Below are 13,683 nucleotides of genomic sequence, written 5' to 3' on the forward strand. Positions count from 1 at the left end.
TCGCCCTGCGCCCCGTGCCCGTGCGCCCCGCCGATCTGGCCCGTCGCAAACAGGCGGGCCTGCCGATCACCGTGCTCACCGCCTGGGATGCCCTCTCCGGTGCCCTCGTGGCCGAAGCGGGAGCCGATGCGGTGCTGGTGGGCGATTCGCTCGCCATGGTGGTGCTGGGCCACCCCACCACCCTGCCGGTGACCCTCGACGAGATGCTGCATCACTGCCGCGCCACGGCGCGCGGCATGGCCAGCGCCTGCGCGGCGGGCCATGAACCCCTGCTCATCTGCGATCTGCCTTTCCTCAGCTATCAGTGTCAACCCGATGACGCCGTGGCGGCCGCCGGCCGGGTGCTGAAGGAGAGCCCCGCAGCGGCGGTGAAGCTGGAAGGTGCTGAACCCGAAACCCTGGCGGTGATCGACCGGCTGGTGCGCAGCGGCATTCCGGTGATGGGCCATGTGGGGCTGACGCCCCAGTCCGTGCACCGCACGGGCTACCGGCGCCAGGCCACCGATGCCGCCAGCCGTGAACGGCTGCGGACCGCGGCCCGCGCCCTGGAGCAGGCCGGCTGCTTCGCCCTGGTGGTGGAGCATGTGCCGGCGGAGGCCGCCACAGAACTCAGCCACACGCTCACCATCCCCGTGATCGGCATCGGTGCCGGCGACAGCTGTGACGGACAGGTGCGGGTGACCGCCGACCTGCTCGGGCTCACCGGCAGCCAACCGCCCTTCAGCCCGCCGCTGCTGCAGGGTCGCTCCCTGGCGCTGGAGGCGCTGCGCCTGTGGCTTGCAGCCCAGAGTCGTCCATCCAGCACCACAGCTCCCGCAACACCGCATTGCTGAGGGCCAGGCCCTGGGGATCACTCAACCGCCAGCGCTCCCCTTCCAGCAGCAGCAGCTCCCGGGCCAGCCAGGGCTGCAGCCGTTGCCTGAGCTGGCCCAGCTCGGCCCTGATCCTCTGCTCCTGCCAGCCCTCAGCCCGCAGCAGCTGGGCAGGCCGCACCCCCTCCCGCCGCCGCAACCCCACCATCAGGCGCTCATCGAGGGGCATCCCCACCGCCTGGAACGCGCCGGCCTGGCCCAGCGTCCCGACCTGAGCCAGCGACGCGGCCTGCTGCTCCAGCCAGCGGGCGTAGGCCTCCCGCGTGCGGGGCCTGGCCTGGCGCTCCCCCCAGGGGGCCGCCGTGGCCCCCATGCCAAAGCCCCACCAGCCCGCCCCGCTCCAGTACACGCGGTTATGGCGCGAGGCGTGGCCGGCCAGGGCGTAGTTGGACACCTCGTAGTGGCCATAGCCGGCCGCCCCCAGCGCGGCGCTGCTGAGCTCCATCAGGTCGGCGGCCAGATCGTCGTCGGGCAGGGCCAGCCGGCCCTGCTCCAGGCGCCTCGCGAACACGGTGCCGGGCTCGATCGTGAGGTCGTACACCGAGAGGTGGGGAGCGCCCGTGGCAACCGCCTGGCGCAGCTGGTCTCGCCAGCCCTCCAGGTTCTGGCCGGGCACCGCCTGGATCAGATCCAGGCTCCAGCTGGCCAGGCCGCCGTCGCGCCGGGCCTGGGCCAGCCAGCGGCAGGCCTGGCGCAGGTCGTGGCCGCTGTGGCGTCGCCCCAGCTGCTGCAGCACGGTGTCGTCAAAGCTCTGGCCACCGAGGCTCACCCGGTTCACGCCGGCGTCCAGGTAGGCCAGCAGGCGGGCGCGATCGAAGCTGGCGGGATCCAGTTCCAGGCTGATCTCCGCCCCTGGCACCAGCCCGAAGCGCCGCTCCAGGGCCCCCAGCAGCGCCCCCACCTGCTGCGGCTCCAGCAGCGAGGGGGTGCCGCCGCCCAGATACACCGTGGACAGTGGCGGCGGTGGCGGGCCCACGGGCCAGGGGGCCAGGGCGATCTCCCGCAGCAACAGCTCCAGGTAGGCCGCAATCGAGGCGGAACCGGGCTGGCCCTGGGCCGCCCCGGCCCGGTCGCCCAGGGGCACCACAGGAAAGTCGCAGTAGAAGCAGCGCCGGTGACAGAAGGGGATGTGCAGGTAGGCGCTGCGGGGGGGCAGGGCGGCGGACCCCAGCGGCCGCACCAACGGTGTGGAGGCGATCAAGTGCGGTTACCTCCGCAGGCCAAACCGGCGGGTTTCAGCCATGCTGCGCACTGGATCGCCCGGAGCTCGCCACACAGCGTCAATGGTGGACTCCCTCATCCTCATCCTGTTCATGATCTCCGGTGCCGCCGCCGGATGGCTGGGGGTGGACCTGCTGCCCAGGGCGATGCTGGCCGAGGTGGACAACCCCGAGGGCCTGCGCACGGTGCTGGGCGGCTTCGGGGCCTTCTTCGGGCTGATCGCCGGGGTGTTCTTCGGCCAGCTGCGCCGCAGCCTGATGCGCCAGGTGCGCAGCATGCCCACCGACCTGCTGGTCAGCCGCGCCGTTGGGCTGATTCTCGGCCTGCTGGTGGCCAACCTGCTGCTGGCACCGATCCTGCTGCTCCCCCTGCCCTGGGAGGTGGTGTTCGTGAAGCCCCTAGCAGCGGTGCTGAGCAACGTGTTTTTCGGCGTGTCCGGCTACAACCTGGCCGAGGTGCATGGCCGCACCCTGCTGCGCCTGTTCAACCCCAGCAGCACCGAGGCCCTGCTGGTGGCCGAAGGGGTGCTGCAGCCTGCCAGCGCCAAGATCCTCGACACCAGCGTGGTGATCGATGGGCGCCTGCGCGGCCTGCTCGACTCCGGTGTGCTGGAGGGCCAGGTGATCGTGGCCCAGTGCGTGATCGACGAACTCCAGGCCCTGGCCGATTCCAGCAATGCCGAGAAGCGCGGCCGCGGCCGCCGCGGCCTCAAGCTGCTCACCGAGCTGCGCGAGCAGTACGTGCGCCGCCTGGTGGTGAACAGCACCCGCTACGAGGGCAAGGGGGTGGACGACAAGCTGCAGGCCCTCACCGCCGACACCGGCGGCACCCTGCTCACCACCGACTACAACCTGGCCAAGGTGGCCGAGCTGAAGAGCCTCAAGGTGCTCAACCTCAGTGAGCTGGTGATCGCCCTGCGGCCCGAGGTGCAGCCCGGCGATGAGTTCCAGCTCAAGATCGCCCGTGAGGGCAAGGAGGCCGACCAGGGCGTGGGCTACCTGGATGACGGCACCATGGTGGTGGTGGAGGGAGCCCGCGAGAACATCGGCGAGCGCCTGCCGGTGGTGGTCACCGGCGCCCTGCAGAACCCAACCGGCCGCATCGTCTTCGCCCGGCGCGAGCCCGTGCTCCATGCCACCGCCACCGAGGCGGGCAGCCATGGCAACGAGCGGGGGGGGGAGCGATCCACACCTCCCGCCAGCAAGCGCAAGCCGAGGGCCTCCCGCTAGGCTCCGATCCAGTGCCTGTCAGGGTCAACGGATGTCGGTGTCAGCTCCTTACTACGGCGATTCCGCCGTGATGCGCACACCGCCGCCGGACCTCCCCTCCCTGCTGCTCAAGGAGCGGATTGTGTATCTGGGCTTGCCGCTGTTCAGCGACGACGAGGCCAAGCGCCAGATGGGCATCGATGTGACCGAGCTGATCATCGCGCAACTGCTCTATCTGGAGTTCGACAACCCAGACAAGCCCATTTTCTTCTACATCAACTCCACCGGCACCTCCTGGTTCACAGGCGATGCGATCGGCTTCGAAACCGAGGCCTTCGCCATTGCTGACACGATCAGTTATGTGAAGCCACCGGTGCACACCATCTGCATCGGCCAGGCGATGGGCACCGCGGCGATGATCCTCAGCGCCGGCACCAAGGGACAGCGGGCGGCCCTGCCCCACGCCACGATCGTGCTGCACCAACCCCGCAGCGGCGCCCGCGGTCAGGCCAGCGACATCCAGATCCGGGCCCAGGAAGTGCTGCACAACAAGCGCACCATGCTGGGCATGCTGGCCACGAACACCGGCCGCAGCGTTGAGGAGCTCTCCCGCGACTCCGACCGCATGACCTACCTCACCGCCGACCAGGCCCTGGAGTACGGACTGATCGACCGCGTGCTCACCAGCCAGAAGGACCTCCCCAGCGGCACCCCCCTGGCCGCCCAGCGCAGCCCCGCCGGCATCGGCTGATCCGGGCCCAGGGCCCACCCCCCAGTTCACTCCACCACCAACACCCGCCGCCTCCCAGCCATGCCCATCGGCACCCCCAGCGTTCCCTACCGCCTGCCCGGCAGCCAGTACGAGCGTTGGGTTGACATCTACACCCGCCTCGGCGTGGAGCGGATCCTCTTCCTCGGCTCGGAAGTGAATGACGCCGTGGCCAATGCGCTGGTCGCCCAGATGCTGTACCTCGACTCCGAGGACAACTCCAAGCCGATCTACGTGTACATCAATTCACCGGGAGGATCGGTGACGGCGGGTCTGGCCATCTATGACACGATGCAGTACGTCAAGAGTGACGTGGTGACCATCTGCGTGGGCCTGGCTGCCTCCATGGGGGCCTTCCTGCTGGCGGCCGGCACGAAGGGCAAGCGGCTGGCCCTGCCCCACAGCCGGATCATGATCCACCAGCCCCTCGGGGGCACCAGCCAGCGCCAGGCCAGCGACATCGCCATCGAGGCGAAGGAGATCCTGCGGATCAAGGACATGCTCAACCACAGCATGGCCGACATGACTGGCCAGAACTTCGAAAAGATCCAGAAGGACACCGATCGCGACTACTTCCTCAGCGCCGCCGAGGCCAAGGAGTACGGCCTGATCGATCGGGTGATCGCCCACCCCAGCGAGGCCTGAGCCGGCCGGCCGGCGGCCCTTGCGTAAGCTCGAACACTGCTCCCCGCCCTCAGCTTCAGCCCGGATGGCCCAGCTCTTCTACGACTCCGATGCCGATCTCAGCCTGCTGGCGGGCAAGACGGTGGCCATCATCGGCTACGGCTCCCAGGGCCATGCCCACGCCCTGAACCTCAAGGACAGCGGCGTTGCCGTGGTGGTGGGTCTGTACGAGGGCAGCCGTTCCGCCGAAAAGGCGAGGGCCGATGGCCTCGAGGTGCTCAGCGTGGCCGCTGCCTGCGCCAAGGCCGACTGGATCATGGTGCTGCTGCCCGATGAGATCCAGAAGGCGATCTACGAGGCGGAGATTGCTCCCCACCTCAGCGCCGGCAAGGTGCTGAGCTTCGCCCATGGCTTCAACATCCGCTTCGGGCTGATCCAGCCCCCGGCCGAGGTGGACGTGGTGATGATCGCCCCGAAGGGTCCCGGCCACACCGTGCGCTGGGAATACCAGAACGGCATGGGTGTGCCGGCCCTGTTTGCGGTGCAGCAGGACGCCAGCGGCAACGCCCGTGCCCTGGCCATGGCCTACGCCAAGGGCATCGGCGGCACCCGCGCCGGCATCCTCGAAACCAACTTCAAGGAGGAAACCGAAACCGACCTGTTCGGCGAGCAGGCCGTGCTCTGCGGTGGCCTCAGCGAACTGGTGAAGGCAGGCTTTGAAACCCTGGTGGAGGCGGGCTATCAGCCCGAGCTGGCCTATTTCGAGTGCCTGCACGAGGTGAAGCTGATCGTGGATCTGATGGTGAAGGGCGGCCTCACCGCCATGCGCGATTCGATCTCCAACACCGCCGAATACGGCGACTATGTGAGCGGCCCGCGCCTGATCACCGCCGCCACCAAGGCCGAGATGAAGCGCATCCTGGCCGACATCCAGGACGGCACCTTCGCCCGCAACTTCGTGGCCGAGTGCGAGGCCGGCAAGCCCGAGATGGCCAAGATCCGCCAGCGGGACGCCGAGCATCCGATCGAGCAGGTGGGCACAGGTCTGCGGGCCATGTTCTCCTGGCTCAAGGCAGCCTGATTCCCCCCTCCCTGCTCTGGGGCAGCACCCAGGCAGGGGGCAGCCTCACCCTGGCTTCCACGGCCTGGCTGGTGAGCGGGCTCAGCCCCTCACCGCTGCTCAACAGCCTGCTGCCGGCCCTCGGCACCCTGCCGGCCCTGCTGCCGCTGCGGCGTCGTGCCTGGGCCTATGCCCTGCAGCTGCTGGCGGTGCTGGCACTGCTGGCGGTGGCAGCGGCCCAGGCGCTGCAGTGGCTGCCTGCGCCGTTGCTGCTGGCGGCATCGCTGCTGGCCGTGCTGCTGTTCGCCCTCGGCGCTGAACTCTCCGGGCTGCCCCTGCAGCGGCGACTGCTGCGCCAGCCGGGCAGCTCGATCGAGCAGCTGCGGCGCGGCTCCGACCTGGGCTCCCTGGTGGGCTATCTGCTCACGGCCCTGCTGTTCCCGGCAGCCCTGCAGTTCGGGCCGGCCCTGCTGCTGTTGCTGCCACTGGGGCTGCTGCTGGCCGTGCGGGGCCGGGGCAGGGGCCCCGCGGTCGCCGAGGGTGAGCTCCCGAAGGCTCCGGCTCAGACCATCCCCTTCAGCCGGCTCTGCGCACTGCAGGGCCTGCTCTTCGGGGGTCTGTTCGCCCTGTTACCCCTGTGGGTGCGGGCGGTGGGCGAGGGCGACTGCTTTGATTTCGCCATGCTGCTGGCGGCCTACGGGCTCGGCCGGGGCTTGACGGGACTGCTGCCGCCCCTGAACGGGCCGCTGCGCTATGGCCTGATGGCGGTCCTGCTGGGGACGTCCCAGCTGGTTCCGGGCTGGAGCGCGGTGCTGCTGTTCCTGCCCCTGGGGGGGCTGGCCGCGGCCAGTGATGCCGCCCTGGTGGGAGCCCTGGGCCCCCTGGGAGACGCCCCCCTGCGCTGGACGGTGCTGCAGCGCTCCGGGGCGGTGGGCGGCCTGGCCGGCAGCCTCGGCATGGGTCTGCTGAGCCAGCTGCTCGGCCTCGGCCTGGCCCTGCCGCTGCAGCTGCTGGCCTTCGCGGCGCTGGCCTGGCCCCTGGGCCGCTGCCGCTGATCCCGTTGATCCCGCCGATCCCACTTTCACGCTGATGCCGCTGCTGCTGGTGTTGCAGGTGCTCACGGCCGCCCTGCTCGATCGCGGCCTGGGCGATCCCCAGCGCTGGCTCCATCCGGTGCAGGTGATGGGCTGGGGCATTGCCCGGCTGCGACGGCTGGCCGAGGGCTGGGCCGCCGGCCGCCCCGGCCGGCTGCGCCTGGCCGGGGCGGCGATCACGCTGCTGGTGGTGGGGCTCAGCGGTGCTGCCGGCTGGCTGCTGGAGCGCTGGGCGGCCCAGAGCGCCCTGGGGGTGGCGGTGCTGGTGGTGGGGCTGGCCAGCGCCCTGGCCGGCCGCAGCCTCGACGACGCCGTGAACGGGGTGCTGGCGCTGCTGCCGGCGGCGGATCCGGAGCCGGCCCGGCGGCAGCTGGGGCGCATCGTGGGCCGCGACACCGACCAGCTCAGCAGGGAGGAGATCCTGCGCGCCCTGGCAGAAACCGCCAGTGAGAACGCCGTGGACGGCCTGTTCGCTCCCCTGTTCTGGATGCTGGCCGGGGCGGTTCTGAGCCCGTTGGCACCGGGCCTGCCTGGTCCTCTGGCCCTGGGCTGGAGCTTCAAGGCGGCCAGCACCCTCGATTCGATGCTGGGCTACCGCCGCGGCAGCCTGGCCTGGCTGGGCACGGCCGGAGCCCGGCTCGACGACCTGCTGGTGTGGCTGCCCTGCCGCCTGGTGGCCGTGAGCCTGCCGCTCGCCGCCGGCCAGGGGCTGGCGGGAGCCTGGCGGGGGCTGGAGCTCGCCCTGCGGGATGGAGCGCCCGATCCCTCGCCGAATGCGGGGGTGTCCCAGGCGGCCTATGCCCACGCCGTGGGGGTGCAGCTGGGGGGCAGCAACCGCTATGGCGGCTGCCTGCGCCGCAAACCGCTGCTGGCGCAGGGCCGGCCGGCAGCGGATGCCGCTGCTGTGCGGCGCATGCTGCGGCTGTCGCTGCGGCTGCAAGCGCTCTGGCTGGCCGCAGCCCTTCTGGTGGCGGGGCTGCCGCCTTTCATCACGAAAGCTCTCAGCTGATTGCCCGGATGGACGGATCCTGCCGAAGCTGCGGGCACGTCCCAGGGCCCATGCCGATTCGCGACCTCCTTGAAGAAGCCCTCCAGGAGCCGGACATCGGGACCACAGCCTGCTTCCGGTGGCATGCCACACCCGTGGGCATCGCCGCGCTCTGGCATGCCGGCACCGCACCCTCGGCCCCGCCCTATGAGGACGCCCTCAAGGAGGCCTTGCAGGTGGGGCTCGACCTCAGCCGCGAGGAGCGGGAATTTCACCAGATCAGCTCAGGACTGGTGCTGCTGTTTCATTCCTGAGGCAGCGGCGGTGGCAGGCGGCGAGACCGGAGCCGGAACGCCGAACACCGGTGTCCATTCGTGCAGGGTCCAGCTCACACATCCCTGCTCGATCAGGGGATCGTGGCGCACCAGCCGGGAGGCCTGATCCCACGACCCGGCCCAGAACAGCAGCATGCCGCCGGCACCCTCAGCACCACGGCGGTCGGCCCAGTAGCCACTCACGGGGCGATGGCCCTGGGCTTCGAGCTCAGCCAACCAGGCCAGATGCAACGGCACCACCGCATCGAAGTGGGCCTTGTCCACCAGACCCTCCTCCAGCTTCACAAACCAGGGCATCGCTCCGCCCACCTGCGACTTCGGGCACTCTGCTACCCCTGAGCCCCAGCGGAGGCGTCACTCCACACTCGCCTGGCTGCGCAGACCTTCCAGCAGATCGGCCAGCAGAGACGTCATCTCAACGGGCAAGGGCACGGCGGGTTCAGCATTGGCGGCCAGCACCACCACCGCGCAGGTGTCCATCAGCCTGGAGGCCTCCTGGGCACTGAGGGACATCAGAAACTGACCGTCGTACTGGGTGATGCGCATCGCCCTCGACGAGCAACCTGGCCATCCAGACGCTAGGGCGTTCAGCAGGAGGCCGCCACGAAAGCGGCGACCCACCAGAGCCCACCCTGGAGTAGGCCTGATCCTGAGAAAGCCCGTTCACGCTCTGTAATACAATCTTTCACGAAGACGTTCCTCTGGGCGGGCACCCTCTTGGGTACCGCCTTTTTTCTTGCCTGGTCCTGGGGCGCCGTTGGGCACGCCCAGCGGTGCTGGCTCAGGGGGTTGGTGGGGCTGGCTTGAACAGCAGCAGCTTGCGCCCCTGTCCGTCCTGGAGCAGCAGGTTGCGCTTGTCGATGCTCCAGCGGCGCACCTGGCCCAGCGCCTCCATGTAGCGCTGCTCCATGGCCATCAGCGCAGCTGGGCAGGCCATCTTGGTGCTGGCCAGCTCGGAAAAGCGGAGTTGTTCGCCCTCGAGCTGGAAGCCGCCGATGAGCCGGTTGCAGCCGCCGCTGCCACTCACCCGGTCGGCGTCGGCATCGAGCCGCAGCTCAGGGCCATCCCCATCCTGCAGGGCCTGCAGCCTCCAGAGCGTGCCCCTCAGGCTGGGCCCGGGCGCTGGGGCAGCCGAAGGCATGGCGGCGCCATCGGTCTTCGGGCAGCCCTCGCCGGGGTGCACCCCCACGAAACGCTCCACCACCAGGGTGCGCCGCAGCCCCTGACCGGGCTCGGCGGAGGGGCGCTGGCTGATCAGTCCCTCCAGATTCACCAGCAGCGGCTGGCCGGCCGATCCCGCCGCCTGGGCCCCCAGGTAGGCCCGCTCCAGCGCCAGATAGTCGGCCTCCATCGACACCGGCAGGCGCGCGCCGGTGGCACAGAGCCGGATGCTGGCGGCATCGGCCAGGTAGCGGAACATCCCCTGCAGATGGAGGCGGGGCTCAATCGGCTCCGCTGCCGGCAGCCGCATCAGGCGATCGTTCAGGGATGAGCGGATCGGCTCACCCTGCAGGTCGAGCTTGCGCAGGGCGGCACCGCCGTCGATGGGTTGCAGCAGCACGGGTGCTTCCCGGCCGCCCCGCAGCACCAGGCGAGGCCCCTGCGGCTCCAGGCGCCAGCGGCCGATGTCATCAAAGCTGTTGGGGGCAGGGCGATCCAGAAAAGTCTGGCGCAGCTGGAAGCTGCCATCGCTGAACAGGTCCACCTGCCAGCGGCTGCGGCCGCTGGCGGCGGGCAGTTCGCCGCGCCAGCTGGCCGGCAGACGGCCGAGGGCTGCCTGCGCGGATGGCTGGCGGCCCGTGGGGCTCAGATCACCCTCGCTGTAGGGGATGGAGAAACGAAAAGGCGGCTGGCCGGCGGGCTCCAGGCGCACCTGGCCCAGCGGAGTGGCGGGGGCATCGACCCGGGCGATGTCCTCGATCACCACCTCAAACACCGCATCGGGAGGCAGGGCGATCCGCTCCCGGTCACTGCCCGTGCCCGAGAGCGTGCCGGCCTGGGCGGGGGCCTGCAGCACCAGCGCCGCCGTGAGGATCCCTCCAACCAGGCAAACAGGGCTGTGATGCTTCATGGCCAGGCTGATGGACAACGGGGTCTCGGAGCGGGGCCTGGAAGTCGGGTGGGAAACGGAGAGGGTGGGATTCGAACCCACGGAAGGTTGCCCTTCAAACGATTTCGAGTCGTTCGCTTTCGACCACTCAGCCACCTCTCCAGCCAGGAGCCCGAAGCTCCGGCCACGACTTTACGGACCGCTCAGCCCCAGCCCTGCTGCAGCCAGCCCCGCGGGCCGCTGGCGCTCCAGCCCGGCGGGGCATCGGCCGGCCCGCCGCCGCTCAGCCAGATGGCTCCGCGGCTGGCGGCGGTCACGGCCTGGCGCTCGGGCCGCCGCGGCAGCACCCCCAGCCAGATGCCGTCCCAAGCCTTGGCTTCGGTGGCCCGCCAGGCCCTGAGGGCCTGGCGGTCGGGTAGCAGCAGCCAGCGCCGCTGCCCCAGCACGAGGCTGATGGCCCGGCTGTCGGCGCTGAGGGGCTCGGCCACCAGCCCTGGGCTGCCCAGCCACTGGCCAGGCTGCAGCGGCAGGCTGCCATCGGCACTGGCCAGCACCAGCCCCGCCTGGGCCTGCCAGCAGGCGGGCTCGGCCGGGGCCACGGGATCCAGCAGCAGAGCCCAGTCCAGGCGGGGGATGCCGAAACCGGTGGCGAGCTGGCGGGCCTGACGGCAACTGAAGCCATCGGCCTGGAGGCTCACCAGCGCCGCCCGGCCCTGGTGGCGGGCCAGCAGCAGGTCGCGGTGGCCCTGGTGCACCAGCACGAGCTGGTCGGCCCGCAGCAGGGCCAGGTGGCCCAGGGCCGCCAGCAGCAGCAGCGCCGGCGCCAGCCGGCGGCCCAGCCGCGGCAGGCCCGCGGGGCCCGGCAAACTCAGCCCCAGCAGACCTGCGGCGAGCAGCAGCACCAGCAGGGGCTCCGGCCTGCCCAGCTGCCACTGGGCCATGGGCAGCGCCGCGAAGCCCTTCACCACGAGCACCAGCAGGCCAGAGCACCAGGCCACCGGCGGCAACAGCAGGCCGAGCAGGGGAGGCACCAGCACGGCCACCAGGGCCAGGGCCATCGCCCCCAGGGTGAGGGGGGTGAGCAGCGGCGCCGCCACCAGATTGGCCGGCACGGCGTAGAGGGGCACCACGCCGAAGTGGAACAGCTGCAGCGGCAGGGTCCAGAGCGAGGCGGCGAGGGGCACGGCGCTGGCGGCGGCGAGCCAGCCCGGGCACCAGGGCGGCAGCCGGCGGCGCAGGCCCTGCTCCAGGGGAGAGGCGCAGACCACGAGAGCGGCCGTGGCCACCACGCTGAGCTGGAAGCCCACATCGGCCAGCCACTCGGGCCGCCACAGCAACAGAATCAGGGCACTGGCCATCAGGATCCCAAAGGGCCGCCCGCGGCCGCCGCTCTCCAGCACCGCCAGGGCCAGGCCGCCCATCAGCACGGCCCGCAGCACCGAGGGCTGCGGGCCGGCCAGCAGCACGAACAGCAGCATGGCCGCGCCAGCCAGCCCCAGCCGCGGCCAGCGCGGCAGGCGGCGCCCCAGGGGGAGCACCGCTCCCAGCAGCACGCTGAGATGGAAGCCGGAGGCGGCCAGGGCATGGGAGAGTCCCGCGGCGCGGAAGGCCTCCTTGAGCTCCAGCGGCAGGGGCACCCGCGCGCTGCCGAGCACCAGGGCCGCCAGCAGCCCGCCCCGCTCCGCTCCCACGCCAGCCAGCAGCCGCTGGGCCAGCTGGCGGCGCAGGTCGGCCAGGGGAGTTGGGGGACGGGCCAGCACCGTGGCCTGCTCCACCTGCAGCTGGGTGGCCGCCCCCTGGCGCCGCAGCCGCTCCGCCGGCCCGGCCAGGAGCGGGTGGGGAGCCGGCTGAGGCTGCCTGAGCCGGCCATGGGCCTCGACGCGCCAGCCCTGCTGGAGGCCGCCGCAGGAGGCCAGGCGCAGCTCGGTGCGCCCCTGGGGCAGCTGCAGCAGGGCCCGGCAGGTCCCATCCGGCCCCGTCGGCTGGGGATCACTGAGCAGGGTGCCGCGCAGCGTCACGACCAGTGGAGCGCCGCCACCAGCCCCTGGGGCATCGAGCTGCCACACCGGATCCCCGGGGGCCGCCAGGGGCGGCGTGAGCGACACCCACAGGGCCCGCAGCAGCACCAGCGCCACCAGGGCCGCCCAGACGATCCGCCGCCGCCTGGGGCGCGACCGCGATGGTGGCACTGGCACGGGCTCTCGCAGCGGGCCTGAGGGCAATCCCATGGCCCCAGCGTTGCCACGGCGGCTTCATGCCCTCTGCCGCCCCCGGGCCAACCCTCAGCTGCCGGGCAGCCGCAGCAGCAGGTCGCACAGCTGCTCGCTGGGGAGCTCCCTCTGCAGCAGGGGCTCCACCAGGGCGGCCAGAGGCCGCAGCCGGCAGGGCCAGATCTGGCGCTCGCTGCTGCGCCCCAGCTGGAAACTGCCCAGCAGCAGCACCGCCAGCAGCAGGCGCCGACGCAGGGGCGTCACGCCACGGGCTGCGGGGCCTGGGCCTCGAGCCAGGCCTGGCGCCGCTCGGGGCTGAGCAGCGGGAAGCCCAGCGCCGTGCGCTCCGCCAGCCAGGCCTCGGCCACCTGGCGGGCCAGCACGCGGATGCGGCCGATCGTGGCCGTGCGCTCGGTCACCGAGATCACGCCGCGGGCCTCCAGCAGGTTGAAGGTGTGGCTGCACTTGAGCACGTAATCCAGCGCCGGGGCCGGCAGGCCCCGCTCCACCAGATCGCCGGCCTCGGCCTCGTAGAGGGCGAACAGCTGCTGCAGCCGCTCGGGGTTGGAGGCCTCGAAGTTGTAGGTGCACTGGCCCTTCTCGAAGGGCAGCCAGATGTCGCCGTAGCTGCGCACGCCGTTCCAGGCGAGATCCCAGATGCTCTCCACGTCCTGCAGATACATGGCCAGACGCTCGAGGCCATAGGTGATCTCGATCGACACCGGCCGGCAGTCGAGCCCGCCGCACTGCTGGAAGTAGGTGAACTGGGTCACCTCCATGCCATCGAGCCACACCTCCCAGCCCACGCCCCAGGCGCCGAGGGTGGGGGATTCCCAGTTGTCCTCCACGAAGCGGATGTCGTGGTCGGCGGCGCGGATGCCCAGGGTCTCCAGGGAAGCCAGGTAGGTCTCCTGGATGGCATCGGGCGACGGCTTGATCAGCACCTGGTACTGGAAGTAGTGCTGGGCCCGGTTGGGGTTGTCGCCGTAGCGGCCGTCGGTGGGGCGGCGGCAGGGCTCGGGGTAGGCCACCGCCCAGGGCTCGGGCCCGATCGCCCGCAGCACCGTGTGCGGACTCATGGTGCCGGCGCCCTTCTCGGTGTCGTAGGGCTGCAGGATCAGACAGCCCTGCTCAGCCCAGAAGCGGTTGAGGGTGCTGATGATGTCCTGGAAGTGCATCGGGGCCTGGTGCCCGGCGGAGGGGGCAGAGAGGGAAGGGGCTTGGCCAGCGAACCGGCGCCGAACAACGTTGC

The 13,683-nt window shown here is 71.2% G+C and carries 15 protein-coding genes and 1 tRNA gene; 8 read left to right on the top strand and 8 right to left on the bottom strand.

The annotated features are described in order from the left end of the window. Positions 1 to 20: 20 nt before the first annotated feature. Positions 21 to 833: a 3-methyl-2-oxobutanoate hydroxymethyltransferase gene (gene panB / locus CyaNS01_RS10855; protein ID WP_186700684.1), complete on the top strand. Its 813-nt coding sequence runs from the start codon at positions 21 to 23 to the stop codon at positions 831 to 833. Here the strand turns inward: panB and hemW are convergent. After that, positions 721 to 2,073 (bottom strand): radical SAM family heme chaperone HemW, encoded by a 1,353-nt coding sequence (gene hemW / locus CyaNS01_RS10860; protein ID WP_225875647.1) that lies wholly within the window; start codon positions 2,071 to 2,073, stop codon positions 721 to 723. The genes panB and hemW overlap by 113 nt on opposite strands. 82 nt (positions 2,074 to 2,155) lie before the next feature. On the opposite strand from hemW, the gene CyaNS01_RS10865 reads away from it, so the two are divergent. From CyaNS01_RS10865 to CyaNS01_RS10895, 7 genes are all read left to right on the top strand, one after another. Further along, positions 2,156 to 3,322, top strand: coding sequence for a PIN/TRAM domain-containing protein (locus CyaNS01_RS10865; RefSeq protein WP_225875648.1), 1,167 nt, complete (start codon positions 2,156 to 2,158; stop codon positions 3,320 to 3,322). 31 nt (positions 3,323 to 3,353) lie between these two features. After that, a complete protein-coding gene (locus tag CyaNS01_RS10870; protein WP_186697090.1) occupies positions 3,354 to 4,052 on the top strand; it encodes an ATP-dependent Clp protease proteolytic subunit in 699 nt (232 codons plus the stop codon). A 60-nt stretch (positions 4,053 to 4,112) separates the two neighbouring features. Next, positions 4,113 to 4,715 carry an ATP-dependent Clp protease proteolytic subunit gene (locus CyaNS01_RS10875; protein ID WP_186697091.1) on the top strand — a complete coding sequence of 201 codons (603 nt, stop codon included), beginning with the start codon at positions 4,113 to 4,115 and terminating at the stop codon, positions 4,713 to 4,715. 64 nt (positions 4,716 to 4,779) lie between these two features. Continuing rightward, complete coding sequence (gene ilvC, locus CyaNS01_RS10880) at positions 4,780 to 5,775, top strand: ketol-acid reductoisomerase (RefSeq protein WP_186697092.1); 996 nt, start codon at positions 4,780 to 4,782, stop codon at positions 5,773 to 5,775. A gap of 71 nt (positions 5,776 to 5,846) precedes the next feature. After that, the gene (locus CyaNS01_RS10885) at positions 5,847 to 6,809 is read left to right on the top strand and encodes a hypothetical protein (protein WP_225875649.1); all 963 of its coding nucleotides are present in this window, start codon (positions 5,847 to 5,849) and stop codon (positions 6,807 to 6,809) included. A gap of 34 nt (positions 6,810 to 6,843) precedes the next feature. Then, entirely contained in the window at positions 6,844 to 7,857 is a 1,014-nt protein-coding gene (cbiB, locus tag CyaNS01_RS10890) for an adenosylcobinamide-phosphate synthase CbiB (RefSeq protein WP_186697093.1), read from the top strand. A gap of 50 nt (positions 7,858 to 7,907) precedes the next feature. Further along, the gene (locus tag CyaNS01_RS10895) at positions 7,908 to 8,150 is read left to right on the top strand and encodes a hypothetical protein (protein WP_186697094.1); all 243 of its coding nucleotides are present in this window, start codon (positions 7,908 to 7,910) and stop codon (positions 8,148 to 8,150) included. On the opposite strand, the gene CyaNS01_RS10900 is transcribed toward CyaNS01_RS10895, so the two are convergent. The 7 genes from CyaNS01_RS10900 to glyQ form a co-directional block, all read right to left on the bottom strand. Continuing rightward, positions 8,121 to 8,468 carry a YciI family protein gene (locus CyaNS01_RS10900; protein ID WP_186697095.1) on the bottom strand — a complete coding sequence of 116 codons (348 nt, stop codon included), beginning with the start codon at positions 8,466 to 8,468 and terminating at the stop codon, positions 8,121 to 8,123. The two genes, CyaNS01_RS10895 and CyaNS01_RS10900, sit on opposite strands and share 30 nt — an antisense overlap. A gap of 57 nt (positions 8,469 to 8,525) precedes the next feature. Then, positions 8,526 to 8,717, bottom strand: coding sequence for a hypothetical protein (locus CyaNS01_RS10905; protein ID WP_186697096.1), 192 nt, complete (start codon positions 8,715 to 8,717; stop codon positions 8,526 to 8,528). 235 nt (positions 8,718 to 8,952) lie between these two features. Then, on the bottom strand, positions 8,953 to 10,323 hold the full coding sequence (locus CyaNS01_RS10910) for an META domain-containing protein (protein WP_186697097.1): 1,371 nt from the start codon (positions 10,321 to 10,323) through the stop codon (positions 8,953 to 8,955). Further along, a tRNA-Ser gene (locus CyaNS01_RS10915) sits at positions 10,299 to 10,383 on the bottom strand. The genes CyaNS01_RS10910 and CyaNS01_RS10915 overlap by 25 nt, the downstream gene beginning before the upstream one ends. A 41-nt stretch (positions 10,384 to 10,424) precedes the next feature. Further along, positions 10,425 to 12,416 carry a ComEC/Rec2 family competence protein gene (locus CyaNS01_RS10920; protein WP_225875650.1) on the bottom strand — a complete coding sequence of 664 codons (1,992 nt, stop codon included), beginning with the start codon at positions 12,414 to 12,416 and terminating at the stop codon, positions 10,425 to 10,427. Between the two features lie 87 nt (positions 12,417 to 12,503). Further along, positions 12,504 to 12,695, bottom strand: a complete 192-nt coding sequence (locus tag CyaNS01_RS10925; RefSeq protein WP_225875651.1) for a hypothetical protein — start codon at positions 12,693 to 12,695, stop codon at positions 12,504 to 12,506. Then, positions 12,692 to 13,609 (bottom strand): glycine--tRNA ligase subunit alpha, encoded by a 918-nt coding sequence (gene glyQ / locus CyaNS01_RS10930; RefSeq protein WP_186697099.1) that lies wholly within the window; start codon positions 13,607 to 13,609, stop codon positions 12,692 to 12,694. Before glyQ ends, CyaNS01_RS10925 begins: the two co-directional genes overlap by 4 nt. Between the last annotated feature and the right edge of the window lie 74 nt (positions 13,610 to 13,683).

Source organism: Cyanobium sp. NS01 (genome assembly GCF_014280235.1).
GTDB lineage: Bacteria > Cyanobacteriota > Cyanobacteriia > PCC-6307 > Cyanobiaceae > NIES-981.